The 18,450-nt window shown below is 45.2% G+C and carries 15 protein-coding genes and 1 pseudogene; 11 read left to right on the top strand and 5 right to left on the bottom strand.

The features are described 5' to 3' along the window. Window positions 1-1,633 precede the first annotated feature (1,633 nt). Window positions 1,634-1,843: a hypothetical protein gene (locus DXT99_RS26015; RefSeq protein ID WP_115568530.1), complete on the bottom strand. Its 210-nt coding sequence runs from the start codon at window positions 1,841-1,843 to the stop codon at window positions 1,634-1,636. Between the two features lie 73 nt (window positions 1,844-1,916). Then, window positions 1,917-2,396 (bottom strand): hypothetical protein, encoded by a 480-nt coding sequence (locus DXT99_RS26010; protein WP_115568529.1) that lies wholly within the window; start codon window positions 2,394-2,396, stop codon window positions 1,917-1,919. 47 nt (window positions 2,397-2,443) lie between these two features. Between DXT99_RS26010 and DXT99_RS26005 the strand changes: the two are divergent. The 8 genes and pseudogenes from DXT99_RS26005 to DXT99_RS25965 form a co-directional block, all read left to right on the top strand. Continuing rightward, a pseudogene (locus DXT99_RS26005) lies at window positions 2,444-2,800 on the top strand (D-arabinono-1,4-lactone oxidase); the annotation flags it as partial. After that, window positions 2,797-3,177 (top strand): sensory rhodopsin transducer, encoded by a 381-nt coding sequence (locus DXT99_RS26000; protein ID WP_115568527.1) that lies wholly within the window; start codon window positions 2,797-2,799, stop codon window positions 3,175-3,177. The pseudogene DXT99_RS26005 and the gene DXT99_RS26000, both read left to right, overlap by 4 nt. A 14-nt stretch (window positions 3,178-3,191) precedes the next feature. After that, window positions 3,192-4,055 (top strand): EamA family transporter, encoded by an 864-nt coding sequence (locus DXT99_RS25995; protein WP_262511388.1) that lies wholly within the window; start codon window positions 3,192-3,194, stop codon window positions 4,053-4,055. Between the two features lie 832 nt (window positions 4,056-4,887). Then, window positions 4,888-5,337, top strand: coding sequence for a hypothetical protein (locus DXT99_RS25990; protein ID WP_115568525.1), 450 nt, complete (start codon window positions 4,888-4,890; stop codon window positions 5,335-5,337). Window positions 5,338-5,462: 125 nt separating this feature from the next. Then, entirely contained in the window at window positions 5,463-5,663 is a 201-nt protein-coding gene (locus tag DXT99_RS25985; protein ID WP_147294322.1) for a hypothetical protein, read from the top strand. A gap of 582 nt (window positions 5,664-6,245) precedes the next feature. Beyond that, window positions 6,246-7,157 carry a DMT family transporter gene (locus DXT99_RS25975; RefSeq protein ID WP_115568522.1) on the top strand — a complete coding sequence of 304 codons (912 nt, stop codon included), beginning with the start codon at window positions 6,246-6,248 and terminating at the stop codon, window positions 7,155-7,157. Between the two features lie 61 nt (window positions 7,158-7,218). Further along, window positions 7,219-8,208: an ion channel gene (locus tag DXT99_RS25970; RefSeq protein WP_115568521.1), complete on the top strand. Its 990-nt coding sequence runs from the start codon at window positions 7,219-7,221 to the stop codon at window positions 8,206-8,208. Window positions 8,209-8,711: 503 nt separating this feature from the next. Beyond that, a complete protein-coding gene (locus tag DXT99_RS25965; RefSeq protein ID WP_115568520.1) occupies window positions 8,712-9,215 on the top strand; it encodes a hypothetical protein in 504 nt (167 codons plus the stop codon). A 285-nt stretch (window positions 9,216-9,500) separates the two neighbouring features. Here the strand turns inward: DXT99_RS25965 and DXT99_RS25960 are convergent, their stop codons facing one another. Beyond that, entirely contained in the window at window positions 9,501-10,265 is a 765-nt protein-coding gene (locus DXT99_RS25960; RefSeq protein ID WP_115568519.1) for an IS1595 family transposase, read from the bottom strand. A 181-nt stretch (window positions 10,266-10,446) separates the two neighbouring features. On the opposite strand from DXT99_RS25960, the gene DXT99_RS25955 reads away from it, so the two are divergent. Continuing rightward, on the top strand, window positions 10,447-11,841 hold the full coding sequence (locus DXT99_RS25955) for a vanadium-dependent haloperoxidase (RefSeq protein ID WP_115568518.1): 1,395 nt from the start codon (window positions 10,447-10,449) through the stop codon (window positions 11,839-11,841). 626 nt (window positions 11,842-12,467) lie between these two features. Further along, a complete protein-coding gene (locus DXT99_RS25950; RefSeq protein ID WP_115568517.1) occupies window positions 12,468-13,037 on the top strand; it encodes a mechanosensitive ion channel domain-containing protein in 570 nt (189 codons plus the stop codon). 1,275 nt (window positions 13,038-14,312) lie between these two features. Here the strand turns inward: DXT99_RS25950 and DXT99_RS25935 are convergent. Both DXT99_RS25935 and DXT99_RS25930 read right to left on the bottom strand, forming a co-directional pair. Beyond that, window positions 14,313-14,615 (bottom strand): hypothetical protein, encoded by a 303-nt coding sequence (locus DXT99_RS25935; RefSeq protein ID WP_181885278.1) that lies wholly within the window; start codon window positions 14,613-14,615, stop codon window positions 14,313-14,315. Window positions 14,616-14,684: 69 nt separating this feature from the next. Beyond that, window positions 14,685-15,080 carry a carboxypeptidase regulatory-like domain-containing protein gene (locus DXT99_RS25930; protein WP_115568513.1) on the bottom strand — a complete coding sequence of 132 codons (396 nt, stop codon included), beginning with the start codon at window positions 15,078-15,080 and terminating at the stop codon, window positions 14,685-14,687. 1,814 nt (window positions 15,081-16,894) lie between these two features. Between DXT99_RS25930 and DXT99_RS25920 the strand changes: the two genes are divergently transcribed. Next, the gene (locus tag DXT99_RS25920; protein WP_115568511.1) at window positions 16,895-18,280 is read left to right on the top strand and encodes a S41 family peptidase; all 1,386 of its coding nucleotides are present in this window, start codon (window positions 16,895-16,897) and stop codon (window positions 18,278-18,280) included. Window positions 18,281-18,450: the final 170 nt, after the last annotated feature.

Genomic DNA, 18,450 nt, shown 5'->3' with positions numbered 1-18,450 from the left:
TAAAGTGCATGAGGCTAAGGATTTAGGTGAAACATCAGGCAATATTTCTACCTAATCCTTAGCCTTTTTTGTTGCACAAACTTCTGATTTAAACCTGTTTAATTCCCGAGTTCACGTTAATAAAGCACATATACGCACAACGTATAAAATGAAAGCAACGGAAACCCGATCACTGCCATCTGACCGCCATCCAGGTGAGTGTCCATAACGACCGACTCATCATCTGAAACGAGGGAACACTGCCAGACAACCTGTCGATAGAAGACCTGAAGCGGAAGCACCCGTCGCTTCCCAAGAACCCCGTGCTGGCGGATGTCTGCTTCAAGGGTGGCTGATCGAAGCCTGGGGCAGGGGTACTGCGAAAATCATGGAGGAGTGCCGGCGCTTAGGGCTCCCAGAGCCCCGTAGAGAGACTATCGCCGGCGGTATTTCTGTCACGCTTTTCAAGGACATCTACAAAGAGGAGCTTCTCTAGGGCCGTGGCTTGAATGAAAGACAGGTGGATGCCCTGCTGCACTGGAAAAGCGAGGGAAAAATCCAAAACTGCAGGTACTAAGAAAGATTTTCTATAGCGGACAGAACCGCTTTAAGGGACCTGACAGAATTAGTTGACAAAGGGCTGCTTGTTAAAGAGGGAGAGAAAAAGGCGACTGTCTATATCTACAGAAGTTAGTATGTCGGATAAAAGCCTCTAATGTCGGATAAGATCCCTTCCCTATAGACAATTGTCCGCTTAAGAGTTTTTAAATAAACCAAAGAAGTATAACTGCCGCCCATTTTGCTCTGTGCTATCAAGAGCATATAGTACCAGCCTGTAAGAGACAGGAGTTAATTCTTAACTAGTTCATCTGCGGCGGCAACAAGAACTAGCAGCATTTGGCGCAGGGCTAGACGGTGGGGCCAAAGCTTGACAGGGGAGGGTTGCCTTAGTAATTCGACAAAGCCTGAAATGAATACAAAGGCCACGGGACAGTAGGTTGTCTTTATACTTTCATTTCAGTGCCAATTTCTATTTCCCAGCAAGTGCTTCTGCTATCATAACAGGTATTGTAAGATACTGCCGTTTACAAAAGGGCAAGAAATATGATGTCATTAGGCATTTCAGTATGGAAGAACCTCCAGCCTATAAGCAAAGAGGAATACATAAGAGGAGGAGGGAGTTTGAACAGGTTATTAATTCAAACTCCCAACACCGCAACCTGATCTTTGCGAATGGGTACTTCAAAAGAGAGGCCAATTGTAACATACACGATCGGAGAAAGTTAATGGAATCCTAGCAGTCTGGTGGTATATTGCAGACCTTGTAACTTGCGCAGGTAACAGGCTCTTAGGTGCTGTTTATAGCAGGAAAGAGAAAAATTGTAGTTACAAATTGCGTTACACAAAAAGTTTAATTTCCTGATAAACAAACGTTTAGCTCAAAAATAATGATTCCAAACGGGATCACATTAAATACACATGGAAACCCTCTCTGCAATGCGTGGAGAGGGTTTTTTGTTTTGATTTGTCCTACGTGTAGAACAAACTGTTCTACACGTTTTAGATTTTGTTCTACATGTCATGCTTTCGACTTTCTTCGAAAGTTTATATAACGTGAACTCAAACTTTGCACCACCGGCATTCCTTCCAGTTGCTAGCGGAAGGCACTGCAGGCGTACTGCACACTCCTGTCAGAGTGAAACAAAAGGTAGTGGAGTAGGAGCCTGTTTCTCACCGCCATCTGCCAGACCGCCACGGTGGTCGCTTCCGCCTCCATAATCTCACTCAGCGCCCAGCCCACCACTTTTCTGTTGGCCAGGTCCAGTATAGCGGTCAGTACATTGTGTACATCATTTACGAACAACCTGTGAAAGGACTATTGTACTCACTTCAGATAATTTGGATGGGAAACGGGTTTAGTTAGACAGATGCTGCATCTATTGGCCAAGTGTAGCAAAATGGTAGATGGCAAAAGCACCATAAGCAAAGCCAGAAAGCCACATGGCAGCCGTGATAAACTTACCCGGTCTGACTTGCTTCGGTAAACGGGTGCGGTTTAAGTGAAGGGTAAGAAACACAACTACTGGTGTATGAACCGCCGCAACTGTTCCTGCTATAGATAGTATATCTACAGGGTCTTTCACGACAAAGAATGTGATGATAGGCAGCACAGCACCAAGCACAATGGCGTAGATTATCCGCAGTTTGCCTTTATTAAGAAGAAAGGAAGTAACCTTTTTCCTTTTTTCACCCTGTTCCTCTCTTGGCTCTGCTTCCTCCTCTGCTTCGTCCGGAAGCTCAGGGTCAATCATCTCTTTTTTCTTCAGGTAGGGCATAGCCAAAATGACGGTACCATCTGCAAACATACGGCCATAGCCATCCTGGTTTGACAGAATGGTGCCCAGCAGCGCTATCATAATACCAATGATAAGAAACCAGCGCCCGATAGGCAGGACCTGAGTGTTTTCGGGAAATCCGGAAACGCATCAGAGAAAAACACAGGCAACATGTGGGGTGGCGTGTGTTTTACCGTACAGTTGCTGCCGATGATGCATTCCTGAGCCCGTTCTATAAGCGCGATTCCGTTACAATTGCCCTGCTTCAGAATAACGAACTGGAGTATGAAAGCTACTTCAAAGATATGGAGCCAATATTCAGAGCCTACGGAGGGCGACCGCACTGGGGTAAAAAACATTATCTGGGAGCAGAAGACCTAAGACCGCTTTACCCTGAGTGGGATCGGTTTATGGAAATCAGGAAAGAAATGGATCCGAACGGAATCTTTCTGAATGATTATTTAAAAGAAATTTTAGGAACATGACCAATAAGCAATACGGAAAGAAACAGTGGGCCTTATCAGACGGGTACATACCCCTGCAAAGCACAGGAAGAGAGCCTGACTTTGTGAGCAGCGATAAAGTGTCTATCCTGAACACCTCCTTCGATGAAGCCACCATCACCATTATCCTCTACTTCATGGATGGGGAACCTGCTGGGGATTATAAATTCAAAGTAAAGCCGGAACGGGTAAGGAAGGTAAGGATTAATGACCTGATAGATCCGCATGCCATTCCGCTAGGAGTTTCCTATGCCGGGGTAATTGAAAGTGATGTGCCGGTCGTTGTTCAGTTTACAAAACAAAATAGCGCACAAAAAGAATTAGCTATTATGGGTACAAAGGCTTATCCTGCTGATTAGCGCGAACGAATAAGATTTTTGGATTTCTCTTAGCCTTTGTCACGGCTCTGTCTGAAGCATTCAAGGATATTTTCAGCAAGTTTAACCTGAAACATGTTGATGAGTATACCGCTGCTTTCTCCATGCATCTGGTTATTTCTGTCCTTTTGGCTCCTATCGTTCTTTTCAGGGGGATAGAGACGATGTCGGTGCGCTTTCTTTTAGCGCTGGCTGCCTCCACTATTTTACAACTTATCGTGATTCTGCTCTACATGAAGGCGATCAAAAGGTCTGAGCTTTCTGTCACTGTGCCCTTAGTGACCCTTACTCCTTTGTTTATGCTGATAACTTCTCCCATCCTGATAGGAGAGTTTCCCAGCGCTTTGGGCATTGTAGGGATTTTCTTCATTGTGGTGGGCACCTATGTCCTTAACATCGACGGAAACAAAGATAAGCCGCTGGCACCTTTTACAAGCCTGATTACGAACCAGGGATCGCGGTATATGTTTATTGTCGCTTTTTTGTGGAGCATTACGGCTAACATAGATAAAATCGGCGTGGAAGAGACTTCCCCCATCTTCTGGGCCTTCACAAAGGACTTTATCATTTTAATCTACCTGCTGCCCATCATGCTCATTAAATCGAAAAGTCCGCTAACCCAGCTGAAACAGAGGGCCGGACCTCTGTTTGGGGTTGGTTTGTTCAGAACGCTAAGTGTCCTGAGCCAGTTGTTCGCTATCCAGCTTATCCTGGTAGCCTATGTCATTGCCATCAAAAGGTCCAGTGCCTTGATCATCATCCTTTTCGCTTTCTTCTTTCTGAATGAAAAAGAATACTTCAAGACAAGGCTGATAGGTATCCTGGTTATTTTGTGCGGACTGATACTCATAGCCCTATAATAGGATATGTAATTTATTTATTCCAGGAAATGCAGTGCCTATGGAACAATAGTTAGAGGTGGGGGAGGAGCGGTTATAGCTGCGGGTTACCTTTCGGCAACAGGCATATAAGGAAGCGAAATGGTGAATTCAGTCTATTTTTCTTCTACAACGGTTACAGCTAGTTCGCCCCCGTGTCTAATGGGCACAATATCATAGGAGAGGAACAACCCAAGCCCTGTCCCTATCACTTGATTTATTCTGCCACCCGATGTGTTGGCGGGAGGCGGAATAGGTATACTTTCAGTGAACTTGGTATACTGGGTACATGGCAAGTTCACCGAGGGCGGGGGCATGCATGTGCAGTTCTGATCAACTGCTGTTTTATCTAACTAATAAATTGCATAAAGCTGGGCTTTTAAAGCTACCAAACCTCAACACATTACATCTATGTAAACAATTTTATGTTCTCTCAGAACAGGGTGCCGATATACTAGTATTTACCTTTTAAGCGTATGGGGAAGAAAGATCGTTAATTTTTATAACCAGACAAGATTTAATACTATTTAAAATCTGTGACTACTGAACACAGTATCATATATCAGCTTCCGGAATGAAATAAGTATAAATACGAAGGCATGATAGTAAAAACATGCACTCCAGGGAGACGGTCTGTAGTATTACTTATTTTGCCCAATTATATAACCATTCCAATAAAACAGCACTCCTCTCTCTTGAAAAAGAACGTATAGTCAGAACATATGTGGCTTTTCTGCTATGTACGTGCTGTTTACGCACTACCACGGAATAGAAAGACTATAAATCCATTTTTTAATTTAAAAATATAAAGCTTATGTCAACAGGAGAAGTAGTAGGAGCCATTGTTATTGCATTAGTAATTGCAGGAATCTTTTATTACGGTTTTAAAAGTAGAGGCCCATGGGGGAGCTTCTGGACAATAGCACTCGTGATTTTGTTCGGGGTGCTTATTGCAGCTGTGTGGGCAAGGCCAGTGGGGCCGGTTTGGTGGGGCATCGCCTGGTTCCCCTTGTTCTTTTTTGGTTTGCTGTTCGCCCTGTTACTTGCAGCAGCTACTCCAACAACGACAAGGACGGGGTACAGAAGAACTGCCTATGTTGATACAACAGATGCAGAGATGGCACAAACGGAACCTGTAGACGGTCGTACTGAACCAGTAGCCGAGCCGGCAGATGAAGAAGGAGCGGCAGCCGTTGGAATATTCTTTTGGGCAATGCTAGTCCTGTTCATAGGGTTAGTGGTGGCCGGTATCGCTGCTGTTTAGAACTGTCAGGAACAAATTTTAAACACTTGAATACCTTAAGCTACGGGTCATGTCTATAAGCGGAAGAGCGTCTGTAGGCATATATATAACAATTATTTGATTCATGTTTTATTTAATCAGAAAGTATGAACAGATTGTTTTACGTCATGTGCGCTGCCAGCCTCTTTGCGTTTGCATCATGCAGTTCACCCGCTACAGAGGCAGAGGATGTAGCTGAGGAAGTTGAGGATGTGGCTGAGGAACAAAGAGAGCTTGAGCAGGAAATTCAAGAGTACAATGAGGAAGTAGCCGAAGAAGTAGACACAACAACAGTCGTGATACATTAGTGCTCTCTCAGGCTTAGGGCTCTTTGAACTGGCCTTTTAATATCGCAAAACAATTTGAAGATGTACTAAAAGCTGTCAAACTATAGCAGGACAAGACAGATAAACCTCTGGAGCATAGCGGCGACTTTCACGCTGACCATGTGGCAGACGAAGGATCCAGGCAATAAAATCAATTGTCTGCACTGACGAGACCTCCTCCTGAAGAAGAACTTGTACAGCAGCGCTGTGCATCACCAAGGGGAGCTGATGAAACTGTATATTAAGCAGATACTGTGAAACAGTAAAAGCCGCCATGGGAATTAGCGGCTTTTACTGTCTATGAAGTCGAACATTCTAATGTGCAACTTTACATTTATACGGTTTTAATCACGCCATGTTTTGTCACGCCTTATTAGAGAAGATGACACAGCTATAACAATTAAGCAGTGCAGGCTCAACGGCTGTCGGTACAGCAGAGTGAAGGCTGCAATGTGCTGCTGTCCATCTTCTTCTTAGTACCCGTAGTTGTGCTGTTTCGCTGCGTTGTGTAATCAGCGGTGATGCCTGAAAACATGTAGCTACATTTATTCGTATGCAACCGGTATGCGTACCAATGAATTGCCAAAGACGGCCATGGCCCCGGCCATTTGGGGCACCTTATATATCCTGTCCACAGAAGTACTTCCACAGAACAACCCTCTTTTTATCGCTACCATGCGGGCCCTGCCCGTGGGGCTTTTGCTCTTCCTATATTACAGGCAACTGCCGAGTGGGGCCTGGTGGCTTAAAAGCATTGCGCTTGGGGCAGTCAGCGTGACACTCGCTTTTGGGGCGTTCTTTATCGGCGCGACCAGGCTCCCGGGAAGCGTGGCCTCCACCATCTTTGTCCTGCAGCCTGTTATGGTGATTCTGCTTAGCCGGGTAATGCTCCGCGAGAAGGCGCACATGCTTTCGCTTGGTGCCGGAGTATTGGGATTTATAGGCGTTGGGCTACTGGTTTCAACCTCTGGCAACAGACTGGACACTACAGGCATCATAGCCACAGTAGGAGCAACTTTAGCATTCTCTCTGGCCGGAGTGCTGATAAAGAAATGGGGGATTCCGGTAAAGCTTCCTGTCTTTCTGGGGTGGGTGTTCCTGAGCGGCGGGCTTTTGCTATTACCAATAGCGCTGCTGTTCGAGGAGCAAATTCCGGTGTTCACGCTGGAGAGCAGCCTCGGTTATGCCTACCTCAGTTTTATCGCAACAGGTGTGGCATATTTTTTCTGGTACCGCGGCATTATCAGGCTTAGCCCCAACATCACCTCTTTCCTGATACTGCTGTCCCCGCTGGTAGCATCCGCTCTTGGTTTGTTTGTTCTGGGTGAAACCTTTACCCTCTGGCAAACAGTGGGAGCCATTGTCGTAGTAACATCAGTGGTGTTGGGTGAGATAGGGCAAAGCAAAAAGATGCGCAGGAGATGCCTGCACTTCTGCAATCGGCTCAGACACAAAGCAGTTGCTTTGGTTAAATAGAAATGTTTGCATTTCTTCAGTCGTCTTAATCTATCATCACCTCTGAATCAGATCCTATAAAATGGAAGAAGTTATTTCTCTGCTCGCAGGCATCGCCATATTGGCCCTGGCGTTCTGTGATTTCTTTTACACTACTCTTTCCGGTAGCGGAGCAGGATACTTAAGCAAACCATGTGCGACTATCACGCATAAACTGATACTGTATCTGGAAAGAAAATTTAGCAGGAAAGTGTACAGCATATCCGGTTTGGCGGTTAACCTGGCGGTGCTGTCCATGTGGGTGCTGCTTATATGGCTGGGGCTGTTTCTGGTCTATTCCTCTAACCCGGAGGCAATCGTAAACAACAGCGGGAGGCAAGCCTCTGCGGTGGAACGCATTTACTTTACGGGCTATGTTTTGTCCACACTTGGAGTAGGGAATTACCAGCCTAAAACACCATCTTTTGAGATACTGACCAGTGTCTTTTCTTTTTTCGGTTTTGTTTTCTTTTCCACTTCTATGACCTACCTGCTGTCCATCTCCTCTGCAGTGGTACAGAAGCGTTCCCTTGCCTTGTCCATCAGGAGCTTGGGAGGAACACCGGCTGAGATCGTAAAGCGCCTGCTGGAGGTGGATATGTCTTTTGGCTATCAGCAAATCTCAAACTTACAGCAGATGGTACACCAGCACTCTGTCCTGTACCAGGCCTATCCTGTGCTCCACTTTTACCACAGCACTGATAATGCCGTTTCACTGAGCATCAACCTGACAAGGTTGGATGAGGCGCTGAGCATCATGCTTCACAGCAGCAAGTTTGATGCTCTGCATGAGGAGCTGCAATCACTCCGTGGCTCGATTACCCTGCTATTAAAACATTTAGAAAGTCGTTTTGGGACTAAAGCAGGCGAGAAACCGGCTGTCGATTGGTATGAACTGCAGTTGCCGGAGAGTGTCCTGCAGGAAGGCTTTTCAGAGAACCCCGACCTTTCTGATAGGAGAAAGGTTCTGACGAGCCTGTTACGCAACGAGAACAGGAGCTGGAAGGATGTTTACCCTGATTTAGATTTATAGAAATCAAACACCAGGATTTCATATAGTAAAGTCCTGGTACTTACACTGCTTCCATGTTTCTGTATTGCATCACGAACATGAAACTTGTGCCGTGGCAGAAAGGCAGTATCTGGTTCGTAAACAGCAGAATTGCATCCCAGAAAATATAGGTTTTCTTGAGATGCTTTTACAACCAACAGTCTTCGTACTTACCATAAAATGTGTTATAGGTGAACCGGCATTTCCCCTTCTGAGACACCTGTTTCAGGAGATGTTTTGTTTTACTTTCACAGGGTAGCCACAGCCTCAAAGAACAGCGCTGGAACGTTTCGACAGTTGAATCTAAAAAAAGGGAGGCCTATATTGTAAGCTTTGGCTCTGTTATAACTAACAGTTGATAACTACTTTGTATACGTATGAACTAAGTATTCAAACCTCCGTATATACTCCTTTTCTGTATATGTTTATCCATATACAGTTATCATATTTGGCATTTTTATTAACCCTAATTTTCGATTGAAAAGATGAAAAGTTTAATCCTCACTTCATTGTTAATAGCTGCATCCCTCTCAACAGGGTTCGCTCAGGTAAGTTATTCAGGTAAGGTTGAACTTGGTTACTTGAAGTTCCAAAATACCACTCAGGAATCGGAGTGGATAGTTGATTATATAAAAGGTGACTACAACGGGTTAGATGTAAATTTGGTAAACAGTATCAAGTTCAAAGAAAATTTTACGGCAGGTGTTGGAATAGGGTATTTGAATATCTTAAATAAAAGCGGCATCTCCATATTTTCTGATTTTGAGTACACACCGCTAAAAACAAAGGTAAGTCCTCTGCTGAATACTAAAGTAGGATACAGCAATATTTGGAATCAGTACGGAGATAGAACAGGAACGGCACTGGTTGAACTGGGAGCAGGGTTAAAATATAAGATTACTGAAAGGTGGGGAGTCTATGTGCAATCGGGAATTTTACTGACTCAAAAATCTTCTTTAGTTCCTATCAAAATAGGGGTACAGTTTTAAGTACTTGAAGCAGCTACTTCATGACCAATCCAACTAAGAAATTAGTGATTGGTAGCGTCCTTCGATGTTAGAGTACCTACCCAAAGACAGTTTATCAGAAAGAGAGGCATGGTATAGTTCACTTACCATGCCTTTTTGCTTCTTGAAGAGTTCCATGAACCTGAACAGGTTCAGGTAGCTTTGCAGATACTTCGTGGCTACACCGTTGAACTTTTTGATGTAGTCCTTGAACCGTTTCGCAAGGTTGTTCAGGTTGTTTACATGGTATATCTTCCCGACTAAGTACTACTTCTTAGAAGCGTGTATGCGGTAGTGCGTGAAGCCGTGTGTCTTGGCAAACGATTTGATGGAGGGGTGCTTGTCAGAGCAGATGATATTGGTGTCGGCACTAACCCTGTTCCGCAGGATTTTGTCCAAATCCTTGCGCTTCAACCTGCCCATACAGGCAACGGTAAGGTCGATGTTCTTAGACCTGTCAACAGAGAACAGCACCTTCGCTTGGTCGTTGTTATCGCCACGCCTGTTCGTGCCGCCACGCTTCCTTGGCTTGGTCAACCCCTTTCTGCCTTTATCGCTTTTGAGGAACCAAACATCGTCAACCTCCACGATGCCGTTAAACTTGGCTTTGCTCAGTTCTTCGAAAGCGGTGAGTATCTTGTGTCGCCAGTCGAAAGCGGTCTTCAAGGAGATGTCCATTTTAGAGGCTATCTCACGCAGGGAGTTGCCTTCCACCATCAGGGTAATGTACTGCTCCCACAGGTGCTTCTTCTTGATGTAGGATATGGCTGTTCCAGTTAAGTCGGTGAAGGTCTTCTTGCAGTCCTTGCACTGGAACCTTGTACGGTTTTGCAGGTAGCCGTACCGCACGACAGAGACAGAGCCGCAAGCGGGGCAACCACGCTCCACGCCCTCGTTTAGCTGCTCGGCTACTTGATTGTGCTTCTCGGAAGCCTTGGCTAAAATCTCGATGATGTTCTTGGAAAGCTGCTTTAATTCCCTGCTGCCCAACTTCTGAATCTCTTTCAGAATGTCTACCTTTGACTTTGCCATATATCCCTTTGATTTATACAAAGATACGCATAAATAACGACAGTATCAACTTTTATCTATAACAGAGCCCAAGCTTTTAAACACTGGGTACTGCCGAAAGGGAATTTTTTACGGTAACAGAAAGGTTCCTTCAGTAACCACAGTATTAGATATTTTCTATCGCTTATTATACACGTTCTATATGCTCACTCTTTCCAAAGCAAAAGGCCTTGCACTTTTAGTCCTCTTCGCAGGCCTCTTCAGCGCCACAGGCTGCACCAGGACATCACCAGAGGAGTACAACAGCAGGGCAGCTGACCCGAACCTGCTGCACCAGACGTCAAAGCAGCTCACCACCGTCATCATCCGCGACATTTTCAAGCCGCCGGTGGCCAGCCGGATATATTCGTATGCTAACCTTGCCGCCTATGAGGCCATGCGCCCCGCGGAGACTGAGTACCCCACTCTTGCCGGCAGAATCCGGGAGTTCTCACCGGTGCCCGCTCCTGAGGAGGGTGGCGAGTACTGCTACCCACTGGCAAGCGTCAAGGCCTTTATCGCCGTGAGCAAAGCCCTTACCTTCTCTGTTGACATGTGGGACGAGTATGAGGTGGAGCTTAACCAAAAGTATGAGGCGATGGATATCCCCCAGGATGTGTATGACCGCTCGGTAGCCTACGGAGAGCTGGTGGCCAGACACGTGCTGGACTACGCAGAGAAAGACAACTACAAGTACACGCGCGGCTACCGGCACGTACTCACGTACTCAGAGGGAGAATGGGAGCCCACACCGCCAACGTATGCGGAAGCCTGCGAACCAAAGTGGAACGAGATCCGCGCCTTCACCCTCGACTCCTGCACCCAATTCACGCCTGCGCCTCCGGCTCCCTATGACCTGACGCCCGGCAGCGAGTTCCGGAAGATGCTGGACCAGGTCTATGACTACGGCAAGAACGCCACCCCGGAGCAGAAGGCGATCGCCTACTTCTGGGATGACAACGCCACCGTCTCCAACATCAAAGGGCACCTTTCTTACCTGAGCAAGAAGATGACGCCGCCGGGGCATTGGCAAGCTATCGTCAGCACCATTGCCCGCAACCAGAAGCTGGACATGATGCAGTCGCTCCAAGCCTATACCTTCTCCTCCATCGCCATGCACGAGGCCTTCATCGCCTGCTGGGAAGAGAAGTACCGCTCCAACCGCGTGCGCCCCATCACCGTCATCAACAAACTCTTGGGCGAGGGGTGGGAGCCTTACCTGGAGACGCCGCCTTTCCCCGAGTACGTGAGCGGCCACAGCGCCATATCCGCCTCTGCCGGAACAGTGCTCACGCACCTGCTAGGTGAAAACGTGGCCTTCACCGACTCGACAGAGTATGAGTTCGGCCACGGGGTCCGTTCCTTCAAATCCATTGAAGACGCTTATATGGAGACCTCCATGAGCCGGGTGTACGGCGGGATTCACTACCTGGACGGTGCCCTGGAAGGGACCAAGCAGGGGGAGAGAGTGGGGGAGTGGGTACTAACCAAGCTCACTGGAAAGCCGGTTGAGAACAAGCCAAAGGAAGACGTCACAAAGCAGATAGCAGGCAAGTAGCCTGAAGCATAGATCCCTGTAAAGGAACTTCTCCAATGGTGGAAAGGTAAAATGAGAGTAGCTTAAGTCTCTTTTATTCCTCTTGCCGATTTATAACAAAGCGGCTTATAAGCGATCAACAGTGAAGGCTCCTGATTACCAGGAGCCTTCACTGTTTTATAACGACAATAATGCACAATAAAATCTTGAGCAAGCAGAAGCTGTAAACACCATATTGCTTACCATAGCACCAGTTATAAGAGAAACAGCCTTGCCTGCAATAGAGAGGCCATTGATTAGGTAGTCTTTCTTTTTTTGTCGGCCGGCCCCGGAGCCTGACGCCTTCGGCAACGTCGCTAATATATACCTGTATTAACGTCATCGCCTCCGGCTAAAGCGCCGCTTAGAGGGGTTTTTGACAGGAGTAAAACTTCCCAACCATACGGGTTGCTTTTCCTTTTTTTTTAAAAGAAATTACGCGCATTAATCCGGGAGAAAAAGGAAAAAACAACCCCGGCCAACACCACCTAAAAGACACCGAATCAGGTCTTACAAGCTTCAGCGTCTTCTGGCTTAGATCGTTAGGTGCAAGCGACGAAAGACGGCACATTAACCAAAACAAGAATTAGTGTCAGAGAAGAAAAAACATGAACGAGTTAAAAATACAGATATTAGAAACATTGGTAACCTTGTTTCTGTACGCAATTGCCTTTTATATTACGAAAAATATAATTGATAATACTTTAAAAAAAGCACAACTCCATAGAGCCAGAAGAAAGATGATCATCAAAGTAACTCATCTTTTTATTTCAATTGCTGTGGTTGTTTTACTTGCTGGTATTTGGGGTTTAGAACAAAAAGAAATTGCTGTATTTGCAAGTACAATACTGACAGTTTTAGGTATAGCTTTTTTTGCTCAATGGTCATTGCTATCCAATATCACATCGAGCCTTATTCTTTTCTTCACTCACCCTATGAGGTTAGGAGACACTATAAAGATTTTGGATAAAGACTACCCAATGGAAGGAGAAGTTGCAGAGTTGACTTATTTCTTTGTTCATCTAAAAACAAAAGATGGCGAGACTATAACCGTTCCTAACTCCCTGATTTTTCAAAAGTCGGTATCAATTATTGTAAACCAGGATAAGAAGATGTTCGAAAAAGCATTACCCAATAAACTCATTTCGACTGATATAAAAGAAAATTCAGCGAATTAAATGATAATACCATTGACAAACATTATAAGTGAGAAACAAGCGTCAGCACCTAACAATATATAAAAAAGAGCAGCGGGTTTAGTGGTAGCGGAGGATTAAGTTCTTTCGCTGGCTGCGGTTTCGGGGGGGTACTTAACTGCTTTTAAATCCGCTGCCCGCTTTTTATACTCACGTTACCCTTCCATCTAACATAAAGCGGCTTATCGGCTACAAACAAGGAAGGCTCCTCATCACGGGGAGCCTTTCCTTGTTCTATAACGAAGGTTATGTTTACCAGGACTGCCTGCAGAGCAAGCTCACGTTACTTGTGCATAATGTGGGTGAGGTGAAGCCGCAGCCTAAATTATGCACTTTGTGTGTGCCCAGCATGGCACGAGTTATATTTCAAAAGAAATATACTCAGATTATCCAGAGGGTGCATATCCCTTATCGGCAAGTTGGTGAAGCCGATTAGCAAGCCGCAAGCTGGTTTACCGTGAGGTATGCAGTGAAGGAAGCGGGCCTGCAAACACCTGAACTGACGAACACTCTTGAGCACGGGAGTGCGAAAAGAGCGCACGTAGTGCTGCATAAGAGGCAGGGAGCCGTGGGTAAGCAAGCACATCTTTGCAAAGCCCCTGGCCAACAAACGGCTCTCTGTAGATGCACTAGGATTTATTTGCTGATTAATTTTGGGTACTTTATTGTTTATTCTACCAAACATATAACGCTTATTTGGCTGACAGACACTTTAAGGTGGAGGCTTGGGCGGAAAGTTCTTAAATGCACTTGATGGCCTTACTTTCTCATAAACCTGCTTTACATACCTTGAGTCTCTCCCCCTTCATATACAAGCGAGTCTGCCACTGAGAAGGATTGCCTGCTGCTGCTGCTGGCATTACGAGCCCCCGAATAACCAAAATTGGCATTTAGTCTGACAGTATTGATAGAATCTTTATGCTCTACACCTGCCGTGGCATTGTGGAGGCTGTTCCTGTTCTCATTCCGACTCTCCTCGTAATACAAGGCAGTACCTTCCGGCAGAAAATTCTGCCTTATCAGATTGCTTAGAATAGTGGCATCGGTGTGATTAAATAAATAGCTTCCTGTCAGGCTGGTTTTAGGTGTAAGTTGCCTGAAAACATTTGCCCCCCCGTGTGAGCGTTCACCAGACCGTTCTGGCCCGGGCTTCTGGAGGCGCTGGCTCCGGTTTTTGCAGCGTCTGAGCCACCCGAAGAAAGATCTGTGTTGTTTATGTTATTACTTGTTCCAAACACCGATAACATATTTCCCTCATCAAGAAGATTGTAGTTTCCCTGCGTCATGTAGCGTACCAGCCGTTGCTTTTCCAAAACCTGTATTGCGCCGACCTTCCTTCAACGTCAGGTTAATCACCTTCTGACGGCGCCCGTCATCTATACCGGAAAACCTGGCTTCCTGTGATTGTTCATCGATTACCTGCACATTTTCGATGGCATCGGCGGGCAAATTCTTTGTGGCCGTTTTCAAATCCCTCCCAAAGAATTCTTTCCCATCTACAAATATCCGGGTAACACGTTCGCCCTGCACGCTGATATTGCCGTCGCTTTGCACATCCAACCCAGGTAACTTTTTCAGCAGTTGTTCTACATTCGCATTCGGGCGGGTGGTATACGAGCCAGCATTATATTACACAGTGTCCTCCTTTACCGTAACAGGAGCTTTTATACCTGTTACTTCTACCTCTTGTAATTCACTTGCCACAGGCTTGAGCGCAATAGTACCCAGGTCGAGGGTATCAGAGGGAGGAGACATGGTGAGGTTTAAATAAAAAGGGGAATAGCCCAGAAAAGATACTTTAAAGATGTAGCTGCCTTCCCTGATATCTTCAAGGAGAAAATTGCCTTCCGTGGTGGTAGTGGTATACTGCACTACTGCTGAGTCAGTAGATTGCAGCAGGAAAACAGAGGCTGAAGGCAGGGCCCCGACTTCTTTCTCTACTACCCTACCTTTAATGTAGTGCAGTTGCGGAAAAGCTACATGACTTGTTAACAGCAGTACAAAAAATAAAAGAAACTTCCTCATCCACCTAATTTGTTTTCATAGTTAGTCAGGTATTGTTTATCCTTGACTTACACTCAGCTAAGCCACTGCTAATATACTGTGGTCAGCTCTTGAGTATACGAAGTCCTTGTACCGTTTGCTATGCTACTGTTGTTGTGTCATTTCAGGAGTAACTCAAAACTTTTGACCAGGCAAAGTAAAGCAGTGCGCTCTTAAAATTGCCTAACTATTTCATTAGCGGCAATTTTAGGGGGTTGTTGAGTTGTCGAAAAAGCCAGCTTATTTCAAGAGCGGCTATTCAATAAACCCCTCATCGCACGTAATATTCTCAACCGATAGCAATGGATAATGGTTGTTCAATTAACCTGTGGTCGGAGAAGTTAACCTGCCTTCCTTCTTTCATACTTTTCGCTTGTACCATATACGTAGCAGTTGCAGGTGGTTTCACCTAGATCGAGGAATGTATCCCAATCGCCAGCCATCTCAACAGCATCAACCTGAAAACTATCAGGGGAAAGATGTTCAGGACCGCCACCATCAACATGTACCTGAAGAGAGCCAGGGAGCTCCAACTCGTCTAATGGCCCGTACCTTTTCACCGGAGTTCTGAAGAAGCCCCATCTTCTTTACCGCTACTTCATACAGTAGTTGTACTATAGCAAGTAAATGACAGGATTTATAAAAATATAGTTGCACTAATTTGCTAAATATGAAGTTACTGCTGCTACCTTTATGCCCGGTTACTGGCTCTTAGCCAATGCCACATGTTAGTTTAGATTGTTTGTCTGCATGATAGGGTAGTCGATGGCTACCCTTTTCTTTTGGCTGCCTGTCTGATGCTCGCTAAGTCCTATAGCATCCAACGGTTCACCATCAGTATAAAAGCAACACGTAGCAGCAAGAGAGCTGCAGCTTGGGCAAGGGAAAGGTATACCTCTTCAGTCCACTGTTTTCAGGAGCGGGAATGCCCGAACGGAAGCAGCGGGGGCCGCTTTTCAGTGTAACAAAAGGGGAAAGAAAGAGGAGTCACTTCATGAGCAGCTTAACACCCGATGGTGATTAAGTGCTTTTTATTAGGGTCACCGAGGCTTAGGCACGAAAAAGCCTCCCAAGATGGAAGGCTCTTAAGATAATCTATGCAGGTTTACTAAATTAAGTCTTGTTAAATATGCCCCCCTCATGATCAACTGGGGACAAAGAGGGAGACGAAGCCTTTAAGTTTTTATAGTCTGGAAAGTATCGGTAATGCGAAAATGCTCTTACTAACCCCATAACACAAGGTGTTCAGCCTATGTACTGTAACATCCATTATTCAGTTACCCTTCCCCTTTTGTATAGCTTATCTGCTCAGGCAATGACATTATATAAGAAGTAAATTGCGAACTTGACATGGTTTGTAACATCAGGTTTCAAGCTGTTTAATTCTTAAATGTGGAAACTCCTCTTCAAAAGCTCTTTCAGAATAGTAATGGAATAAGAGTGGTACGGTTTTCACTTCCAGGCCTCTCGCACGTGATATAGGAGCTGCCTTTCTACCAAGCTTCACAGTATCTTGAATAGGCATAGAATGATGGCTCTCAGATTGCATCTTAAATAGTATAGTGCCCTACTAAACATAACAGTAGTTATACCGCAAGCCGCCTCCAGGGGCTGGAATCGAAGGGTATGTTTTTGGTACTTTCAGGGGGTGCGGGAATTGTCTGAAGGTCTCTTTATATTGATCCGGATATATAGTATATTCGGCAGTCCGCTTACGGTTATCGGTCGAAATAGACAGATAAGCCGAATAGACTTCCGCTTATACCATAGTTGTGTGAAATTATAAACATCTTCTAATGAAAAAAACAATCGTCCTATTACTGGTTATTCTCTCCAATCTAGCTTACGGCCAAGTTTCAAACAAAATATCAAAAGAAGAGAAGGTCTACGGCCTTTCCAAATTTTGGCAGGAAGCAAATTACAATTTTGTATATATGGACAGGGTGAACAGAGAGGATTTTGACAAAATGTATCGAAGCCTTATTCTCAAAGTTCAAGAGACAGAGAATGACTATGAGTATTACAGGCTGTTGCAACGGTTCTGCGCCTTTTTAAAAGATGGCCATACGAATGTCTGGTTTCCAAGGGAAATTCAAGACAATGTTTTGACAACAGATTTTGGAGATTATAATGTTTTCCTGTCTAACATTGAGGGGAGAGCCATTATTACAAGGATAAACCAGAGTAAAAAGGATGAATTACCAATAGGTACTGAAATTCTGAAAGTAAACGGGGTAGAGACAAAGAAATACATTGAGGAGAATGTTCTTCCTTATATTTCTTCTTCAACGGATTTTATAAGGCTGAATCAGGGGGTTGAAAGGATGCTGGAAGGCTATGTAGGAACGGCTTACGACCTTGAAGTGCGCCTGCCGAATGGTAAAATCAGACCATTGAAGCTAACCCATGCCAAATCCAAGGAAAAAGAAGTGTTTCCGGATCTAAACAAGGAGCTCTTCGAGTTCAAATGGATTGATAAAAACATCGCATATGTTGCTTTGAACTCTTTTTCAGATTGGGAAGTCTCCATGCGATTCAGAGAAAAAGCCCCGGAGTTATTGAAGGCAAAAAAACTAATCATCGATCTAAGGAGTAACGGAGGCGGAAGTACAAACATTGGGAAAGAGATTTTTAAGCACCTGACGAACGACACCATTTTGTATGGCTCAAAAGCGCAGAGTAGATTACACATACCAGTGTTTAAGGCCTGGGGGAAATTTACAACCGAGCAGGACGCGGCGGGTAGCGCTTGGGAGAGACAGGCTTATCTAACCTACCGAGACGAATACTATTACGATTTCCCCTATAGCCCTGACACAACGAGCGCAAACGATATAGCACTTCTCAAAACTAGCAGAATAGTAGTCCCGACCGCCATTTTGATCGGTAATAATACAGCCTCGGCGGCCGAGGACTTTTTGATTTATGCCGATAAGCAAAAACATATAACAAGAATTGGAGAGCCGACATACGGAAGCACCGGACAGCCTATGTATCTCGACTTGCCGAATGGGGGCACCGGCAGAATTTGTACTAAAAAAGACACCTATCCTGACGGTCGCGAATTTGTTGGCTATGGCATTCAGCCGGATATTACAGTCAGAAAGAGCCTGGCTGATTATATGGAAAACAAAGACCCGGTTTTGAAAGCAGCAATAGAATTCCTGAAAAAGAAGAATTAACAACACACAACCACAGCTTTACGGTAGCTGTGCCACCGTAAAGCCAAGTACGTTAGAGCGTATTTTAGATTATCAATGAAAAAGATACCCATCTTGCTTTGTATGCTTCTGTTAAGTCAATGCAAGCAAAAGCCCTTAGAATCAAAACTAAATGATAGCAGCTTTACTCA

The organism is Pontibacter diazotrophicus (assembly GCF_003367245.1).
Lineage (GTDB): Bacteria > Bacteroidota > Bacteroidia > Cytophagales > Hymenobacteraceae > Pontibacter > Pontibacter diazotrophicus.
Note: the sequence above shows the minus strand (reverse complement) of the source record. Positions and strands in the feature narration are given on the sequence as shown.

Excerpts from the sequence above, each read along its gene's own strand:
- DXT99_RS25930 (WP_115568513.1), bottom strand. The coding sequence starts at position 15,080 with ATGAGGAAGTTTCTTTTATTTTTTGTACTGCTGTTAACAAGTCATGTA.
- DXT99_RS25955 (WP_115568518.1), top strand. The coding sequence starts at position 10,447 with ATGCTCACTCTTTCCAAAGCAAAAGGCCTTGCACTTTTAGTCCTCTTC.
- DXT99_RS25960 (WP_115568519.1), bottom strand. The coding sequence starts at position 10,265 with ATGGCAAAGTCAAAGGTAGACATTCTGAAAGAGATTCAGAAGTTGGGC.
- DXT99_RS25970 (WP_115568521.1), top strand. The coding sequence starts at position 7,219 with ATGGAAGAAGTTATTTCTCTGCTCGCAGGCATCGCCATATTGGCCCTG.
- DXT99_RS25985 (WP_147294322.1), top strand. The coding sequence starts at position 5,463 with ATGAACAGATTGTTTTACGTCATGTGCGCTGCCAGCCTCTTTGCGTTT.
- DXT99_RS26000 (WP_115568527.1), top strand. The coding sequence starts at position 2,797 with ATGACCAATAAGCAATACGGAAAGAAACAGTGGGCCTTATCAGACGGG.
- DXT99_RS26010 (WP_115568529.1), bottom strand. The coding sequence starts at position 2,396 with ATGATAGCGCTGCTGGGCACCATTCTGTCAAACCAGGATGGCTATGGC.
- DXT99_RS25965 (WP_115568520.1), top strand. The coding sequence starts at position 8,712 with ATGAAAAGTTTAATCCTCACTTCATTGTTAATAGCTGCATCCCTCTCA.
- DXT99_RS25990 (WP_115568525.1), top strand. The coding sequence starts at position 4,888 with ATGTCAACAGGAGAAGTAGTAGGAGCCATTGTTATTGCATTAGTAATT.
- DXT99_RS25950 (WP_115568517.1), top strand. The coding sequence starts at position 12,468 with ATGAACGAGTTAAAAATACAGATATTAGAAACATTGGTAACCTTGTTT.
- DXT99_RS25975 (WP_115568522.1), top strand. The coding sequence starts at position 6,246 with ATGCGTACCAATGAATTGCCAAAGACGGCCATGGCCCCGGCCATTTGG.
- DXT99_RS25920 (WP_115568511.1), top strand. The coding sequence starts at position 16,895 with ATGAAAAAAACAATCGTCCTATTACTGGTTATTCTCTCCAATCTAGCT.